Annotated in this window: 17 protein-coding genes; 13 read left to right on the forward strand and 4 right to left on the reverse strand. The window is 43.8% G+C overall.

Going from position 1 to position 16,390, the window contains the following annotated elements; all coding sequences use genetic code 11:
* Nucleotides 1-28 precede the first annotated feature (28 nt).
* The 9 genes from H5300_RS10295 to H5300_RS10335 all read left to right on the forward strand — a co-directional run bounded on the left by H5300_RS10295 (nucleotide 29) and on the right by H5300_RS10335 (nucleotide 9,117).
* Entirely contained in the window at nucleotides 29-955 is a 927-nt protein-coding gene (locus tag H5300_RS10295) for a LysR family transcriptional regulator (protein ID WP_108196361.1), read from the forward strand.
* 192 nt (nucleotides 956-1,147) lie between these two features.
* Nucleotides 1,148-1,480 carry a DUF6559 family protein gene (locus H5300_RS10300; RefSeq protein ID WP_182795939.1) on the forward strand — a complete coding sequence of 111 codons (333 nt, stop codon included), beginning with the start codon at nucleotides 1,148-1,150 and terminating at the stop codon, nucleotides 1,478-1,480.
* A 375-nt stretch (nucleotides 1,481-1,855) separates the two neighbouring features.
* On the forward strand, nucleotides 1,856-3,310 hold the full coding sequence (locus tag H5300_RS10305; protein WP_102453571.1) for a lytic polysaccharide monooxygenase: 1,455 nt from the start codon (nucleotides 1,856-1,858) through the stop codon (nucleotides 3,308-3,310).
* A gap of 208 nt (nucleotides 3,311-3,518) precedes the next feature.
* Nucleotides 3,519-4,949: a PLP-dependent aminotransferase family protein gene (locus tag H5300_RS10310; protein ID WP_182795928.1), complete on the forward strand. Its 1,431-nt coding sequence runs from the start codon at nucleotides 3,519-3,521 to the stop codon at nucleotides 4,947-4,949.
* A 142-nt stretch (nucleotides 4,950-5,091) separates the two neighbouring features.
* Entirely contained in the window at nucleotides 5,092-6,678 is a 1,587-nt protein-coding gene (locus H5300_RS10315; protein WP_182795929.1) for a cytochrome ubiquinol oxidase subunit I, read from the forward strand.
* Between the two features lie 12 nt (nucleotides 6,679-6,690).
* Nucleotides 6,691-7,818, forward strand: a complete 1,128-nt coding sequence (cydB, locus tag H5300_RS10320) for a cytochrome d ubiquinol oxidase subunit II (RefSeq protein ID WP_102442770.1) — start codon at nucleotides 6,691-6,693, stop codon at nucleotides 7,816-7,818.
* Between the two features lie 19 nt (nucleotides 7,819-7,837).
* A complete protein-coding gene (gene cydX / locus H5300_RS10325) occupies nucleotides 7,838-7,939 on the forward strand; it encodes a cytochrome bd-I oxidase subunit CydX (protein ID WP_004734907.1) in 102 nt (33 codons plus the stop codon).
* A 222-nt stretch (nucleotides 7,940-8,161) separates the two neighbouring features.
* On the forward strand, nucleotides 8,162-8,341 hold the full coding sequence (locus tag H5300_RS10330; protein ID WP_004734908.1) for a hypothetical protein: 180 nt from the start codon (nucleotides 8,162-8,164) through the stop codon (nucleotides 8,339-8,341).
* Nucleotides 8,342-8,628: 287 nt separating this feature from the next.
* Entirely contained in the window at nucleotides 8,629-9,117 is a 489-nt protein-coding gene (locus tag H5300_RS10335) for a GNAT family N-acetyltransferase (RefSeq protein WP_050052538.1), read from the forward strand.
* 190 nt (nucleotides 9,118-9,307) lie between these two features.
* Here H5300_RS10335 and H5300_RS10340 read toward each other — a convergent pair whose 3' ends face one another.
* Nucleotides 9,308-9,883, reverse strand: coding sequence for a nucleoside triphosphate pyrophosphohydrolase family protein (locus tag H5300_RS10340; protein ID WP_017059167.1), 576 nt, complete (start codon nucleotides 9,881-9,883; stop codon nucleotides 9,308-9,310).
* Between the two features lie 213 nt (nucleotides 9,884-10,096).
* Between H5300_RS10340 and H5300_RS10345 the strand changes: the two genes are divergently transcribed.
* Entirely contained in the window at nucleotides 10,097-11,167 is a 1,071-nt protein-coding gene (locus H5300_RS10345; protein WP_182795930.1) for a sensor domain-containing diguanylate cyclase, read from the forward strand.
* Nucleotides 11,168-11,195: 28 nt separating this feature from the next.
* Here the strand turns inward: H5300_RS10345 and H5300_RS10350 are convergent, their stop codons facing one another.
* The gene (locus H5300_RS10350) at nucleotides 11,196-11,762 is read right to left on the reverse strand and encodes a DUF1415 domain-containing protein (protein WP_017059169.1); all 567 of its coding nucleotides are present in this window, start codon (nucleotides 11,760-11,762) and stop codon (nucleotides 11,196-11,198) included.
* A gap of 85 nt (nucleotides 11,763-11,847) precedes the next feature.
* Nucleotides 11,848-13,047, reverse strand: a complete 1,200-nt coding sequence (locus H5300_RS10355) for an MFS transporter (RefSeq protein ID WP_182795931.1) — start codon at nucleotides 13,045-13,047, stop codon at nucleotides 11,848-11,850.
* 110 nt (nucleotides 13,048-13,157) lie between these two features.
* On the opposite strand from H5300_RS10355, the gene H5300_RS10360 reads away from it, so the two are divergent.
* Complete coding sequence (locus tag H5300_RS10360; protein WP_182795932.1) at nucleotides 13,158-14,030, forward strand: LysR family transcriptional regulator; 873 nt, start codon at nucleotides 13,158-13,160, stop codon at nucleotides 14,028-14,030.
* Between the two features lie 89 nt (nucleotides 14,031-14,119).
* On the opposite strand, the gene H5300_RS10365 is transcribed toward H5300_RS10360, so the two are convergent.
* Nucleotides 14,120-14,356: a glutaredoxin family protein gene (locus tag H5300_RS10365; protein WP_004734934.1), complete on the reverse strand. Its 237-nt coding sequence runs from the start codon at nucleotides 14,354-14,356 to the stop codon at nucleotides 14,120-14,122.
* 153 nt (nucleotides 14,357-14,509) lie between these two features.
* Between H5300_RS10365 and H5300_RS10370 the strand changes: the two genes are divergently transcribed.
* Together H5300_RS10370 and rlmF are read left to right on the forward strand one after the other, a co-directional pair.
* Entirely contained in the window at nucleotides 14,510-15,007 is a 498-nt protein-coding gene (locus H5300_RS10370) for a YgjP-like metallopeptidase domain-containing protein (protein WP_004734935.1), read from the forward strand.
* Nucleotides 15,008-15,011: 4 nt separating this feature from the next.
* Nucleotides 15,012-16,370, forward strand: a complete 1,359-nt coding sequence (gene rlmF / locus H5300_RS10375) for a 23S rRNA (adenine(1618)-N(6))-methyltransferase RlmF (RefSeq protein ID WP_182795933.1) — start codon at nucleotides 15,012-15,014, stop codon at nucleotides 16,368-16,370.
* Nucleotides 16,371-16,390 lie beyond the last annotated feature (20 nt).

The raw sequence follows: 16,390 nt of genomic DNA on the forward strand, positions 1-16,390 counted from the left end.
TAACTCCCTGTGTAATTAGGCAAGTAAGATGGCGAATGTCGATCTGAATTTAATGGTTATTTTTGATGCAATCATGCAGGAAAGCTCGATTAGCGTGGCTGCAGAACGATTGTCGATGACGCAACCGTCGGTATCGAACGCAGTCTCTCGAATGCGCCATGCTTGGAAAGATCCTTTATTCGTGAAACAAGGAAGAGGGATTCGTCCAACCCCTTACGCCGTCGAGTTGTGGAAAACGATTGGTGAGCCGTTAGAGGCAATACGGATAGCAACAGAGCGTGATGAGTTTAATCCTGCGACGTTAAAGCGCACGTTTAGAATCGCAACGACAGATTGGATGGCAGATCTGTTTTGGTTGCCGTTAAAGCAACGAATAGAGCTTGAAGCGCCTGACGTTAATATTCACGCCGTACCTTACAACGTCAATGGAGAAAAGTTATTGCTCAGTGCCGATGTCGATATGGTCTTGGATTACTTCGAAGGCAACTCAGCTCAAGTACAAACTCAGCATCTATTTGATAATCACTTTGTGTGCGCAATGCGTGCCGATCACCCGTTGGCTAGTGAAGAGCTATCGCTAAGTGCTTTTGCTAGTGCTGATCATTTGTTGCTCTCGTTATCAGGTGAGGCGACAGGCGGGGTAGACATGCTACTAGGACAGAAGGGAATGAAACGGCGCATCGCCATGACGGTGAACCACTGTTACTCCATACCTAAGTTGCTCATTAATACTGACATGATCACGACGATTCCATTGCCGATAATATTGGAGAGCGTGAGCAAGGGAGATCTGGTGATTAAGAATACGCCATTCACCATGCCACCGGGGCCCATTTCGATGTCTTGGCATGTGCGCCATCAACGTGACCAAGGTACGTTATGGTTGCGTGAGAAAGTGCTTAGTGTTCTGAACCATGGTTTGCCTAAGAATTTACTTTTTGATCCGTTTCAATGAGAAGCGGTGCAAAGAGTATTCGTCTCGAAATTTCTTTTTCGCATTGTTAATCAATATATTACTGACGTTATATATTGAGCATCATCATAAAGAGTGACATTCTAAGTGTTGCTCAAATCTGAACAACATTTGATGTGATATTTGTAAATTGGAAGGGGAATTAGAGTGTTTAGATATATTCAGTGACGAAGGATCAAAAAGGTTATTAAGCTACTGTCTGCAAGATTGGTAAAGAGCTATGGAAGCCGTGACTTTTTCTCGATTGGTCAGGTAGAAACGAGTTCTCGTGAATTGAGTAAGCGCCAACAACAAATCGCATTGGCTTTGTTTGCTGATCCACAAGATTTAGATGTTGAATTGGTTCCCACTATCCAGCTGTTACGTAATGATGTGTCTAATGATTTCTTCGGCGGCGAGAATTACACCGCGCGTGATGTGCTCAATCTTTTGGGTGGCGGCGGTTGGAAAGGCGGCCGCATGGACGATGACATGTCACATCGCATGGGTATGCATAGCCGTTATTAAATATCTTCTTACTACCTAACGCCTTTATATCCCCAAAGCGGCTTAATCATAAAGCCGATTTTTTATTCATTTTGAATAATGTTCCCTCAATCAACATAGAATACTGAAATTTCATAATTCGAAGCAACATCATCTATCTACAACGCATTTGTTTGAGTTGTGTGATGCTGATTCCTATCAATATAAAACCCGCTGTTATTGATAAAATTGACGTATATATTTTTCGTTGTTCTTTAAGTCAGAAACTATAAACCTTCGAATTACAGTGCTGGTTGGTTAGTAACCAATTGGTTTTGTGTTTAGGGTAAAATAATAGAGAGTGGGAAAGTGACAACAGTAAATAATAATATTCTAAAAATAGCAGTGGGTATGGCTATGCTATCGAGTGTGCCGTCAGTGGCAAATGCTCATGGCTGGTCTGAATTTCCAAGTGCACGTCAGAACACGTGTTATGAGCAAGGAGGGGTTTGGTCAGGTACACCACCAAATGCTGCATGTGCTCAAGCAAAAGATATTTCTGGTTCATACCCGTTCGTTCAACGTAACGAGTACGCGAAAAATATCCAAGATTTCAACAACATCAATGCTGTAAAAGCGGCGATTCCTGACGGCACGTTATGTTACGCCAATGATTCGCAAAAACGCGGCATGGGTGCACCTCATACAGGCTGGACTCGAACCGAGCTAAATACTGGTACATTTGAATATGTATTCAACGCGACTGCACCACACAACCCTTCATTTTGGGAGTTCTACCTAACGAAGCCGAACGCAGACCTGAGCAAAGGCCTAGCGTGGGGGGACTTAGATCTTATCCAAGAAGTGGGGAATGTTCCTGTAAGCGGTGGCAAATACCGTATCAACGTGACGATTCCTTCAGACCGCTCTGGCGACGCAATCTTATACGTACGTTGGCAACGTGACGATGCCGCGGGTGAAGGCTTCTATAACTGTTCTGACATCACTATCGCAGGTGGTACAACCCCTCCACCAGAGCCGGGTCCTGAGCCTGATCTAGTCCGTGGCGACCTGTTTGTTTCTGACCAATTTGGTACTCCACAAGTTGGCGACACCGTTAAGTACGACATCATCAACAAGTACGGTGAAGTAGCGCGTAGCTTCGACATCGTTATCGACGCTTCAAACGTTAACGATTGGGCTCGTTTGTTGGCTTCAGAAATTAACGGCTGGCACGAAGAGTTTAAGGATGGCGCGATCTTCATTGGTGACTGGCACGCTGAAATGCAGCACTACATGTATTTCCAAAACGACCCTTCACGTAACTTCTTCAACTCAAAAGATAGCCGTGCTTCTGGTCAGTTAACGCTGATTGATGGTGGCGACGGTGGTGTTGAACCACTGAAAGGTGACATCTACGAGCTAGTGAAGAGTGACAACGTAGTGAATGCTGGCGACAAAGTTGTGATTGCAACAAGCGAAGCGGCAAATCTAACTCAGACACAAGGCTCTTCAGTAAGCATTCAAAATAACGGCACGGCTTCTATCGTAGTTGATACCACTGGCATCACTGCAAACGAAACTCTATCGTTTATGGCTAGCTCGATTGAAAGCGACAGTGTTGAAACTTTTACTTTTGAAGTAATTTCTGATGACGGTGGCGTAACACCAGACCCAGATCCAACGCCGGATCCAGATCCGACTCCTGACCCAGACAATGGCACGTGGGACTCATCAGCGACTTACCTAGGCGGTGAAGTAGTAACGTACTCAAACCAGTCGTGGAAAGCGCAATGGTGGGTTCAAGGTGGTGAAAACCCTAAAGCGACCTATGAAAATGATCAGTGGGGCGTGTGGCGTCCAGCCAACTAATCTTAATTAACGTTAGTTAGTTTTAAAGTAATAACCAAGGCACCACACTTTTTGACGAGTGCGGTGTCTTTTCTTATGGGAGAAATAAACAAGTCGACCGTGAAGGTAATTGGGTTTAGGGTAGGGCTTTGTTATACCTGAATGTTCGAGAACTTCGAATATTCACGGTTTAGTAATATTTTGCACATTAGATAGAAAAGACTTTTTGATGAAAAAATCACAGATACTCGCCAATACAATCAAGAATCAGATAGAGCAAAATATTTGGTTGAGTGGTGAGAAGATCCCATCAATTAGAGATGCGTGTAAACGTTATAAACTCAGCATAGAGACGGTACTGCAAGCCTATCAGCAGCTTGAGGATCAAGGCTATGTGCGCTCAAAGCCCAAGTCCGGCTATTTCGTGTTACCGCGTAGAAATGTGTTCACCTTAGAACTCGCACAACAAAAAGCCATCAAGCCGTATCCCGTTAAAATCAGTGATTTGCTTTACGATGTGCTCCAACGTGCCAAAGACCCTAGCATCATTCCACTTAGCTCGGCATTCCCTGACCCTGCTTTGTTTCCGCATCAAGCATTGTCGCGCAGTTTAGCCAATGCCAGTCGCCAAATGCCCGATAACAGCATGCTCACCAATTTGCCTCCAGGTAGTGAAACACTTCGTAGACAAATTGCCCAACGCTATCAAGTTCAAGGCTTGAACGTCCTACCTGACGATATTGTAATTACTTCTGGGGCGATGGAGGCACTTAACTTATGCCTACAATCCTGTACCGAGCCGGGTGACTTAGTCGCTATCGAGTACCCAGCGTTTTATGGTGTGTTACAGACCATAGAAAGGCTAAACCTCACTGCTGTTGAGATTCCAACAGACCCGACAACAGGGATTGATTTAGATGTGTTGGAGTCGGTGTTCGCTTCAATGGACATCAAAGCGTGCTGGTTTATGACAGAGTCGCAAAACCCAGTAGGCTATTCGATGAGTGATAGCAACAAGCAGCGACTCGCTGAGTTGGTGAATCAACATAAGATCCCGATGATTGAAGACGATGTGTATCGAGAACTGCACGTTGGTAATCAAAGCTCATTGCCTGCTAAAGCCTATGACACTGGCGAGCAAATCATGTTGTGTGGTTCGTTTTCCAAATCATTGTCGCCTGGCTTTCGAATCGGTTGGGTAGTTGCAAGGAAACAAGCGTTAAAGATTCAGAGATTGCAGCACCTTTCGACGCTCTCGAGCAGTATTCCTATCCAACTTGGGCTGTCTCACTACCTGACGTTTTATAGTTATGACAACCATCTTAAAAAACTTCGCAAGCTTTTGAATGAAAGGAAGAAGGCACATATAGCACTTCTAGAATCCAGTTTGCCTAAGAGTGCTCTGATTCATAAAAGCCAAGGTGGCTACTTCATTTGGATAGAACTGCCGCACTCTGTTTGTGTTGAGAAGCTGTATGAACTAGCCCTTGAACAAAACATCTCTGTCGCACCGGGAATCATATTCAGCAGTGACAAAAAGTTCTCTCATCACATTCGACTCAACTGTTCGTATGCTTGTGACGACAAAATAGCAGAAGCCATACGAACGCTAGGAGGCTTGATTCAGGCAATGGAATTGCAAGCCAATAGTTGCAGCTAAACTCTGACTAGTCGTTCGTCTAATAAGTAAATCTGTTCTGTTTTTTAATAATCAATCTGTTCTAGTTTGGTTCGTGAGAACTGTGCTGAAATACGCTCCAATTCTTAATATGAAAGCCATCATTATGATGTTTGGAGCTAAAATGTTTGATGTAGTTGAATTGTCGCGTTTACAGTTTGCGCTAACCGCTATGTTCCACTTTCTTTTCGTCCCTCTGACTATCGGTATGTCGTGCTTACTGGCGATCATGGAGTCGATCTATGTACTCACCGGTAAACAAATCTATCAAGACATGACCCGCTTCTGGGGCAAACTGTTCGGCATTAACTTTGCCTTGGGTGTCACGACCGGTTTAACCATGGAATTCCAGTTTGGCACCAACTGGTCTTATTATTCTCACTATGTCGGCGATATTTTCGGTGCACCTTTAGCCATCGAAGCGCTTGTCGCGTTCTTCCTAGAATCCACTTTTGTTGGATTGTTCTTCTTCGGTTGGGAAAGGCTATCGAAACGCCAACACCTTGTGGTGACTTGGCTGGTGGCTCTGGGTTCGAGCTTTTCTGCACTGTGGATTTTGGTTGCCAATGGTTGGATGCAAAACCCAATTGGATCAGAGTTCAATTACCAAACTATGCGTATGGAAATGACCAGCTTTGCAGAAGTGGTGCTCAACCCTGTCGCTCAAGTTAAATTCCTGCATACCGTGGCCTCAGCGTATACCTGTGGCTCAATGTTTATCCTTGGCGTGAGCTCTTACTATTTGCTTAAAGGTCGTGACGTTGCTTTTGCAAAACGTTCGTTTGCTGTCGCTGCTTCGTTCGGCATTGCCTCTATTATCTCGGTGATCGTATTAGGTGATGAGTCGGGCTATGAACTGGGTGATGTTCAAAAAGTGAAACTCGCGGCTATTGAAGCGGAATGGCACACAGAACCTGCACCTGCGGCGTTTACCTTGTTCGGATTACCCAACCAAGAAGAAGGCAAAACCGACTTCGCGGTAAAAATCCCTTATGTGATGGGAATTATTGCAACGCGATCTTTGGATGAGCAAGTCACTGGTCTTCATGACCTACGAGACCAACACCTCGTCCGCATTCGCAACGGAATCATCGCTTATGAATTGCTAGAGCGTTTACGAGCTGGCGACACCTCTTATGAGACGGAACAAGCCTTTGATCAAACCAAGCAAGACCTCGGATATGGCTTATTACTTAAGCGATACACAGATACCGTGACCGACGCTACCGAACAGCAAATCCAACAAGCAGCTGATGATTCAATTCCAACTGTGTGGCCTCTGTTCTGGTCATTCAGAATCATGGTGGGTTGTGGCTTCATTATGTTGTTTGTCTTTGGCGCGGCTTTCTTACAAACCTACCGTAAAAACATCACTCAAAAGCCTTGGCTATTGAAAGCAGCACTTTGGTCAATCCCATTACCTTGGGTGGCAATTGAAGCCGGTTGGTTTGTTGCGGAGTATGGTCGTCAGCCATGGGCGGTCGGTGAAATTCTCCCTGTTGCGGTCGCGGCTTCTTCTCTAACTGTTGAGAACTTACTTACGTCTCTCGCGCTAATTATTAGCCTATATACCGTATTTATCATTGTTGAAAGTTACTTGATGATTACCGTTGCTAAAAAAGGCCCAAGCAGTTTAAAAACGGGTCGCTATCACTATGAACAAAATACAACTTCACTTGAAGCCAAATTGGCACAACAAGTTCAACAATAAGGTGACTGACTCATGTTCGAATATGACACATTGCGTTTAATTTGGTGGGTTCTGATTGGTGTGTTGCTGATTGGATTTATGATCACCGATGGCTTTGATATGGGAGTAGGAGCGTTGTTACCGTTTATCGGTAAAACCAACTCTGAAAGACGAGTGATGATTAACTCCATTGCACCCCATTGGGACGGCAACCAGGTGTGGTTAATTACCGCAGGTGGCGCTTTGTTTGCGGCTTGGCCGTTAGTGTATGCGACATCGTTTTCAAGCTTATATGTTGCTATGTACTTGGCTCTTATCTCATTGTGGCTGCGTCCTCTTGCACTTGAGTACCGAGCAAAGATAGACAACGACCAATGGCGAAAAGTGTGTGATTTGGCAATTTCATTTTCAGGCTTCTTCCCGCCGATTTTATTTGGTGTCGCGTTTGGCAACTTGATGCAAGGGCTTCCTTTCTCGCTCAATAGCTTGCTTATGGTTGAGTACCACGGATCGTTTGTTGATTTGCTTAATCCGTTTGCTCTGTTGTGTGGCTTCGTTGGGTTATTGATGGCGTTGTTGCAAGGCAGTGCTTGGCTGATGATGAAAACGACAGATGCGCTATACAACAAGGCAAGATTAGTTGTGCAGGCGAGCGCGATACTTGTAGCTAGCTTGATGGTCATTGGAGGTTTAGCGATAAGCCAAATTGATGGTTATTTGATTGCCAGTGAGTTGAACCATAGCGCTGTTTCGAATCCATTAAACAAACAAGCAATAGTAGAAACTGGTGCTTGGTTAACTAACTTCGAGATGTACTCTTGGATGTGGTTTGCGCCAATTGGCAGTGTGCTTATTCCGCTATTAGCTTTGATCAGCGCAAGGTTGAAATGGGATGCGATAGCTTTTATTAGTTCAAGCCTGACTAATGCTTGCATCATCTTGACGGCTGGTTTCGCGATGTTCCCATTCATTATTCCGTCTAGCGTTAATCCAAGCCATAGCTTAACCCTTTGGGATTCGACATCAAGCGAACTGACCTTGAACATCATGACAGGCGTAGCATTTGTGATGGTGCCAATCATCCTGTGTTACACCGCTTTTAGTTATCGCACCATGTTTGGACGACTCGATAACGAGTATGTCGAACGTAATGGCCATTGACTGTATTAAGGAGTTTCTCATGTGGTATTTTGTTTGGATATTAGGCTTATTCCTAGCCTCTGCATTTGCAGTTTTGAATGTCATCAGCCTAGAGAAAAGTGACTCAGAAACTGAGTTCTGATTGACGTTTGATTCATAAAAAGACCAGAAGCATGATGCTCTGGTCTTTTTTACACATTTAAATCATGGCGTTGCTGCTTATTAGTTAGTGGCACAAAATGGTAAGACTCGAATTGAGTGAATGACTAGAATTATCTCAAACGAAACAAGTGAGCTAGGACTTAATCTGATCACTTTATCTTATTCGAATGGATGCTTTGAAAACTCGCAAGAGGATTAACTTATGTACGAACTAACACTGATTCTAAGTCTAATGATGGGTGGTGCAGACAGCACAGCAGAAATGGAAGTTAACACTCAATTTACGACCCTTGAGCAATGTAATGAAGAAGGCGCAGCGTTAGCTAAGAAGCTCAATGCTACGGACCTTAAAGTCATGCAAGTTCAATGTGAACGTGACTAATCAAGAGAACTAGTTAAACAATATGGGCACATACCTTTGTGTCCATATCACATCAACATAATAACCTAGTCTTTACTCTCTCCATCGGAAACTTTCCGTTAGCCACGACAAGTAAAACCGCACTATTAACACGCCTTCGTCAGAATACTATTTACCCCGCTTACTAATTTTTTAATTTGAAACAATTTCATCTAACCTATTGTTAAATATTTACTATTTGATAGTGTGTCTAGGTGCACATTGAGGATGTGCATCACATTTAGCGAAGAATCATAGTAGGAGTTGCGATGAGTATTATAGTGAGACGGTCTGAACCGTCAGATGCGAAGGGAATAAAAGAAATCTACGAATGCACTAATGCTTATACTGGTACGCTGCAACTCCCAAATCCATCTCTGGAAAGCTGGCAAAAACGAATCTCTAATATGCCTGATAACGTGTACTCTTATGTCGCGATGATCGACGATGAGATTGTTGGCAACTTGGGAATGGAAGTGTGTGTGAATCCAAGAAGACGACATGTGGCTTCATTTGGTATGGGTGTTAAAGACGATGTGTTAGGCAAAGGTGTGGGTAGTCAATTGCTCGCGACCGCAATCGATCTGTGTGATAACTGGATTAACATCAAGCGAATGGAGTTAACGGTGTATACCGATAACGAAAGAGCGATCAGTCTGTATAAGAAGTTTGGTTTCGTGATTGAAGGAGAGTCCGCAGGGTTCGCTTTCAGAAATGGCGAATATGTGGCGGCTTATCATATGGCGCGACTGGTATAACACTTAGCTACTATTAACACACAACTGCAACTGACACTCGGCTACAATTAGCACGCAGCTACGATTAGCGCACAGTTAGAATTTACGGACAGATAATAAAACGCCACGTTATTTAAACGTGGCGTTTGCTATTTTGGTGCGCTGGTCGGTTTAGATAACCAGCTTAATCTTAGTTCAGTCGTAAACTTAGTTAAGCCGTTAGTGGCTCAAGGTTCGCAGGACGGTAGTGTACAGATTTTAGTACTTTACCTTGGCGAACTGTCTTGCCTTCAGATACGAAATCTTCCGCACACTTAGCGATGATGTATTCGCCTTTTTGAACCGCCATCAGCTTGATGTTCTGCTCAGCATAGAAAGCTTCTGTTTCAGCGTATTCAGTTTCGTTGCGACATACTTTGCTCATGTTGCTTGAGTGTACTTCGTCCCAGCAAGGCAAGAAGTCAATTGAGCGGTTTTTAGAAACATTCAATAGCAGGTCGATCAGGTAGCTGATTGCTAGGTTGTCTTCAACCTTAGCTTGGCCAAGGTGAACCAGACGCCCCATCAAAACATAAACGCTGTCTACAATAGCGTCCGCTTGTTCGATTTTTGAGTCAGCTTCTGCAAGTTCTGTCAGTTCTTCGATCGCTAGAGAGGTATGTAGCGTATCGCCTTTTTCGTCCATTGTTTCAGGAGCAGCAACAGGCAGATCAAAAGTACTGCGGAACTCTTCAATGTCGCGGTAAAGGTGATCGTAGATTTCTTGGCTTAGTTGAGAAAGGTTCATTTTCCTATCCATTCTGTTTCGTTAATGGATTATTTTACCAAAGCTAGGAATAGGGTGCTAACGCAAAGTCGAAGAAGTCGACTTTTATTCATTGGACCAATGAGGTATTTTGCATACAAACCAATTGATTATTATGTTTTTTTACACTTTACTCTTCTTAATATACCAAATGTTGATGTTGCCATTAACTTCGGCTGCAGTGGGACCCCATTTATGAACCAAGCCAGTGACAGCGAAATTGTTATACGTCGCTTGTATCAAATCACCAATGATTACCGGAAGGGCTTCGATATTCAGATCGCTCAGCTGCTTATCATGGGGCTTGAACGCTTCAACCTTGATATCGGTATTTTATCTAAAGTCGATGGCAATTCCTATTTAGTCGAGCACTGTGTTACGCCAGAAGGGGTTGAACTCAACACTGGTGACACCTTCGATTATCGTTCTACCTATTGCGAAATTACCTGTAAATCGATTGGTCCTATCTGCATTGAGCATTGTGGCAAACACGATAAGTATGCGACGCATCCCGCTTACCAGTCTTTTGGTTTAGAGTCTTATATTGGCATCCCGATTTTCGTTAATGACGAGCTTTATGGCACGTTAAACTTTTCAAGCCCGGCTCCTTATCATCGTGAATTCAAAGAGTTTGATATCGACGTTATGAGGTTAATGGCCTCATGGATCGAAGTGGAGCTGGTTAGAAGACAGCAAGAACGAAAACTCAAAGAGCCGAATGAGAAGTTAGAGTACCAAGCTCTTTATGACCCTCTTACACACTTACCGAATAGGCGTTGCTTGTTCAAAACGCTGAATACGGAAGTTGAGCAGTTAAAAGGCTCTTTAGGAAAGGGAACCTTGGCAGTTGTCGACATCGATTTCTTTAAGGTCGTTAATGATACTTACGGCCATCAAATGGGTGATGTTGTTTTAAAGAAAGTGGCGAACGTGCTGAGTAATAACACTCAAGAGGGTGAGTTTGTGGCGCGCTTTGGTGGCGAGGAGTTCATTCTTTGGTACCCCAATAAAACACCAAGTTGTGTTGAAGATAAGTTCATGACTCCTTTACAAGAGATGAAGAAAATCACGCTTGATAGAAAGCCAGTCACTATATCAATCGGTGCGTGTCATTTTGAGTTGAGTACAGGGGATACCAAAGGGGAAAGGATGTCGGCGTTAGATAAGCTCATCAAAGTTGCCGATGAATGCCTGTACATTGCGAAACAAAATGGACGAGATCAGTTCATTTCTCGTCCATATCATCAAGAACGCTCAGGAATATGAGCCATCTTGTTAGCGATTAACTGAACGATTAACTGAACAGGTAAGGGAACAGTTGACGACGTTCTTCCGGCGTTAAAGATTCAACTCTCGCGATGTTGGTATCCGGAATCGCTTCAGGGTTAGGGTAGTGCTTCAACACTTTTTCCATACTCGCTTCACGAATCAAATGGTAAACCGGATACGGAGAGCGGTTAGTTAGATTTTCATCGTCTTCTGGATCTGCACCCCCAAAGCAATAGTCTGGGTGGAAGGTTGCCACTTGGTAAACGCCTTCCCAATCTTCTTGCTTGATTAACGCTTCAATCCAATCAATGAACATGTTGTAGTCGAAGAAATCTTGCAGCATGTTAGGTACAACCACCAACGTCGTCTCTAATTCCGCGACTGGCGTGTTATCTAACTCTACGAAATGCGTCATGATGTCTTGCAACAACACTTCTTCCGTATTTGCTTCACTCACAAAGATCTTAATCTGTTTATTACGTTGTGGCTTGGCTGCGAATGGACACAGGTTTAGGCCAATAACGACATCGTCTAACCACTGTTTTACTTGGTCGTGGATGGTTTGAAGATCTGTGCTTTGAGTGTTCGACATAACAGGTTCCGAAATGAAATTTTGCGTAGGATATCAGAACGGACGTTAATCAAAAGCACTAATTGAGTTACAACCTCTGTCACACTTATGCTTGTGCGAGTTTAGAGGCCGATACTTGAAGTTGTTTTAATTGGTAGACCCAAGCAAATATCGCAACATAGAAGATTGAACCGCCCGCAATCACGCCATTCCAACCGAACAGTTGCCAGCAATACAAGAGTAAGAAACCACCTAAGCTCCCGCCAATATAATAGTGAACCAAGTAAAGTGCAGTTGCTGTCGCCTTAGCGCTTGGTGCTTTTTGACTTACCCAAGAGTAGGTAAGGGTATGGGCGAAGAACGCGCCGCCACTAATCAATAACAAGCCTGCTAGCATGAACGGGACTTTGTCGACGGCAGAAATTAGCATTCCGATTAAGCTAATACACACGCCCATCAATATACCGTTTAACGGGTCAAAGCGAAGTGTCCATTTGTTGGAGAGCTTAGAGCTTACCGTACCGGCCAAGTAACATAGGAATATCAGTGAAGCTAAGCCCACTGGTACTGAGTGAGGTTCGGATACCAACCTAAAGCCCATTACTGAATACAGGTTAACGAATAGCGCAAAGTTAGCGCCACCAATCAACATCGCGAGCCACAAGGTACGGTTTCTTAAGTGCATCACAACCGAGCGGTTATGATGAAAGAACAACCCTTTCTGAGGTTTGAAGTTTTGTTGGTCAGGCAGACTATACGCAATATAGAGAGCGCCAAGCAAAGAGCCGACCACGAAAAACAAAACCGTTGCATGCCAGTCAAAATAATCCGTAATCAAGCCACCCAATACACGCCCGAAAATACCACCTAATGAGTTAGCCGCAATATAACCGCCTATCGCGACAGCAAATGCTTTGGGTGATAACTCTTCGACCATATAGGCAACCGCCACGCCTGCAAAAGCAGCAACGGCAATTCCCATGAATGCTCTGGCAATAACAAGTTGTAGTAGAGTGGTTGTGAACACCATGCTCAGCCCGATTAGCGGGATTGCAAATAAGCTGAACAGAATAATGGGTTTTCGACCAAAGGTTTCAGAAGCGATTGCCCAAGGCACTAAGCTAATCGAAAGGCCAAGTGTTGTCGCGGCAAACAGCCAGTTGATTTGAGTTTCAGATACTTGGAAGTGCTCAGCCATATGCGGCAAGATAGGCTGAAAGAGGTAAAGGTTACAGAAAATGATAAACGAGCCAATCGCCAATGATTGGGTGATGCGTTTGTATTGAGGACTGCCTTTATCAAACATTGACGTTGTGCCTGCGCGAGTTAGTAAGCTATTTGTGAACAAGTTATCAGTACAGGTGCGATTAAAGAAATATATTAAAGATATCGCCTCTATATATTAAATATATCGCCATGCTTGAATCAAAACCTCTTCGACATTTTCTGGCTGTTGCTCAGTTTGGTAACTTTACCCAAGCAGCCAAAGCGCTGCATATTGCACAGCCTGCATTGAGTATCTCCATTAAAAAACTAGAACAGACACTTGAGTTGATTTTATTCCGTCGTGGAGATAAATCCGTCACCTTAACGGAAGAGGGAAAGGTATTATTTGAGCATGCGAAGCGAATCGCACAGCAGTTCGACGATGCTCAGCTTGCGATGAATGAGCTAAAGGGACTAGAAAAAGGCGAGGTTCGATTAGGCGCTCCAAGCATGATGGGCAGCTACTTTTTCCCTCAAGTTGTGATGGCATTTAAAAGCCAGTACCCAAACCTAAAGTTGACTCTGATTGATGCTGGCACCGCTTCTATTCGCGAAATGTTGTTAAACGGCGAACTCGATATTGGCGTAGTCAACCATGAAAACGTGCCTGATGATTTGGAAACGGATCATCTGTTAAGTTCTGAGATGGTCGCCGTTGTCGGTAAGGAGCATCCGTTAGCACAACAGCCTTCGATGACCTTTGAAGAATTCTTTGCTCAAGAGCTGATCATGTTCAAATCGGGCTATTTCCACCGCGATTTTATTGATGCGACCTGTAAGAAGTACGATCTTGATATGACCATTGCGTTTGAAACCAACTTGCTCCCGATGATTCTTTCTATCGTTAAACAAGAGTTTGCGATCACCGCGCTGTTGAGCTTAGTGACGGAATATGAGAAAGACGTGATAGGCGTGCCATTTAAAGACCCTGTAAAACTGAATCTATCTTTGGCCTGGAGAAAGGAAGGGTATTTGTCGAAAGCTGACAGAACCTTTATTGATTTCGTTAAGCGGTATGTGTGATTTAGTAAGATTTAAATAAACAAAGCCCGAACATCCTAGATTGGATATTCGGGCTTTGTTGTATAGAAGTATGACTGGCTCAGAACACGTTAGGTGTTCTTTGAGTTATACATCTTATCGAAGTTCTTCTGATTCCAGCCGACCATCACTTGGTCACCGATTTTCAGCACAGGGATAGAGCGAGCACCCATCGCCTGTAATTCTTTACGGCCACGCTGCATTTTTGCATTCGTTAGGCGATATTCAATTTTCTTCGAATCCAAATAGCGTTGTGCATCTTTACAGTGCGGGCATTTGTCTGCGACGTACAATACAACACGTTTCATTTTTACAATCTCTTTTTGAGTGTAGCTCTTGGTGAATCTCGCTAAAGTGTAACGAATCCTAGGTGATTAGAAAAGTGTGATCAGTTACACTATGCGGCTCAATTTTCAAGACTACAGCAGATTGTTGTGGTGTAACTTGTACGGTCTTTCAGCATGCATCCTTCTTTACGCTATATTCAAGGCTACCCGAAGCACATTCTCGACCCGGTAACTCAACTTGTTGAATCGGGCAAATTGGTGCCGTGGTTTGAAGCTCGCTACCCAAAGAATCATGAAATCAAAAGCGAGAAAGCCCTGTTTGACTATGCGATTGAGATTAAAAATCGCTACATGAAAAAAACGCCACCGATCAGTAAAGTGATTTACGACGGCAAGATACACCTAATTAATAATGCATTAGGTCTGCACTCTTACGTCGCGAAGAATCACGGTGGAAAGATCAAATCGAAGAACGAGATTCGTATCGCCAGTGTTTTTAAAAATGCACCAGAACCTTTGCTGAGAATGCTGGTGGTGCATGAACTGGCGCACATCAAAGAGAAAGAACACGACAAAGCCTTTTACCAACTATGCTGTCACATGGAGCCGGAATATCATCAACTTGAGTTAGATGCCCGTTTATTCATGATGTATTTAGACTTAAAGAAGTAGCCCAATGAGCCAATCACAAAATAGAACTACGCTAAGCCTGTCGAAAAACAGTACCTCATCAACAAAAACAAAAGACAACCAAGCTGAACAAGGTAACCGTAAGCACGGTGATATTAAGCCAAATGCAGGCAAGCCAAGCAGCGACAAGCGTATTTCTACAAAGAACACATCAGACCGCAAAAACAGTGCTCCCAAAGGTGCTGACAACAACAAAGCAAAGCGACCTTTTGCAAAAGATAGCAAAGGTAAACCGGGTGCGAATAAAGGGTCATCGAATAAGGGTTCTTTCAATAAAACTGCTTTTAACAAAAACGCAGCCCAGAAAAGACGCTCGACTGAAAAGCCTCAAGGTGGATTACACCCAAGAAATCAACATACAGGTCGCTATGACTTCGAGTTATTGGTTGCAGCATTGCCTGAGCTAAAAGAACATCTGATCAAGAACCCGGTGGGCGAAGACACCATTAATTTCTCTGATCCATTAGCCGTTAAGCTACTTAACAAGGCTTTACTGGCGCATCACTATGGCGTTAAGCATTGGGATATTCCTGCTGGCTACTTGTGCCCGCCAATTCCTGGTCGTGCAGACTACATTCATAGAGTGGCAGACATCCTTAATAGCGATGGCCAAGGTGAACCTTACAATCATGCTTCTGTGAAAGCATTAGATATCGGTGTTGGTGCAAACTGTATTTATCCAATCATTGGTGCGACAGAGTATAAGTGGCGCTGGACAGGTACTGATGTCGATTCAGTCTCCATCAAAACAGCGAACTTCATTGCGGAAAGTAACCCTAATCTAAAAGGTAAGATCCGAGCTCGCCTGCAAGCCGACTCAGAATCTATCTTTAAGGGCGTGATTAAGGATAATGAACGTTACGATGTCACAATTTGTAACCCTCCATTCCATAGCTCTCTAGAAGAGGCGGAAAAGGGATCACAACGTAAACTGGATAACCTAGCAGCAAACCGAGCTAAGAAATCGGGTAAGTCATTCAAGCCAGAAACGAATAAGACGCTAGCTAAGTTAGATAAATCAACTACGCAAAATAAACCAACTAAGCAAGATAAACCAACCTTAAACTTTGGTGGCCAAAAATCTGAACTTTGGTGTCCGGGTGGTGAAGCGGCTTTCATTATGAAGATGGCGAGAGAGAGCCAGCTTTTTGCTACTCAAGTATTGTGGTTTACGACATTGATTTCTAAGAAAGACAACGTTGATATGGTTCGTTCAGAGCTTGGCAAGCTGAGAGCTAAACAAGTTAAAGTGGTTGAGATGTCACAAGGCCAGAAGGTGAGTCGCTTTATCGCATGGACCTTTATGGACGACGAACAAAGACAAGAGTGGATTGCGCTTAAATAACAGACTGTACTTAGTTAAGA

The organism is Vibrio sp. SG41-7 (assembly GCF_014164465.1).
Classification (GTDB): domain Bacteria; phylum Pseudomonadota; class Gammaproteobacteria; order Enterobacterales; family Vibrionaceae; genus Vibrio; species Vibrio splendidus.

Excerpts from the sequence above, each read along its gene's own strand:
- H5300_RS10295 (WP_108196361.1), top strand. The coding sequence starts at position 29 with ATGGCGAATGTCGATCTGAATTTAATGGTTATTTTTGATGCAATCATG.
- H5300_RS10305 (WP_102453571.1), top strand. The coding sequence starts at position 1,856 with ATGCTATCGAGTGTGCCGTCAGTGGCAAATGCTCATGGCTGGTCTGAA.
- H5300_RS10310 (WP_182795928.1), top strand. The coding sequence starts at position 3,519 with ATGAAAAAATCACAGATACTCGCCAATACAATCAAGAATCAGATAGAG.
- H5300_RS10315 (WP_182795929.1), top strand. The coding sequence starts at position 5,092 with ATGTTTGATGTAGTTGAATTGTCGCGTTTACAGTTTGCGCTAACCGCT.
- cydB (WP_102442770.1), top strand. The coding sequence starts at position 6,691 with ATGTTCGAATATGACACATTGCGTTTAATTTGGTGGGTTCTGATTGGT.
- cydX (WP_004734907.1), top strand. The coding sequence starts at position 7,838 with ATGTGGTATTTTGTTTGGATATTAGGCTTATTCCTAGCCTCTGCATTT.
- H5300_RS10330 (WP_004734908.1), top strand. The coding sequence starts at position 8,162 with ATGTACGAACTAACACTGATTCTAAGTCTAATGATGGGTGGTGCAGAC.
- H5300_RS10335 (WP_050052538.1), top strand. The coding sequence starts at position 8,629 with ATGAGTATTATAGTGAGACGGTCTGAACCGTCAGATGCGAAGGGAATA.
- H5300_RS10340 (WP_017059167.1), bottom strand. The coding sequence starts at position 9,883 with ATGAACCTTTCTCAACTAAGCCAAGAAATCTACGATCACCTTTACCGC.
- H5300_RS10345 (WP_182795930.1), top strand. The coding sequence starts at position 10,097 with ATGAACCAAGCCAGTGACAGCGAAATTGTTATACGTCGCTTGTATCAA.
- H5300_RS10350 (WP_017059169.1), bottom strand. The coding sequence starts at position 11,762 with ATGTCGAACACTCAAAGCACAGATCTTCAAACCATCCACGACCAAGTA.
- H5300_RS10355 (WP_182795931.1), bottom strand. The coding sequence starts at position 13,047 with ATGTTTGATAAAGGCAGTCCTCAATACAAACGCATCACCCAATCATTG.
- H5300_RS10360 (WP_182795932.1), top strand. The coding sequence starts at position 13,158 with ATGCTTGAATCAAAACCTCTTCGACATTTTCTGGCTGTTGCTCAGTTT.
- H5300_RS10365 (WP_004734934.1), bottom strand. The coding sequence starts at position 14,356 with ATGAAACGTGTTGTATTGTACGTCGCAGACAAATGCCCGCACTGTAAA.
- H5300_RS10370 (WP_004734935.1), top strand. The coding sequence starts at position 14,510 with ATGCATCCTTCTTTACGCTATATTCAAGGCTACCCGAAGCACATTCTC.
- rlmF (WP_182795933.1), top strand. The coding sequence starts at position 15,012 with ATGAGCCAATCACAAAATAGAACTACGCTAAGCCTGTCGAAAAACAGT.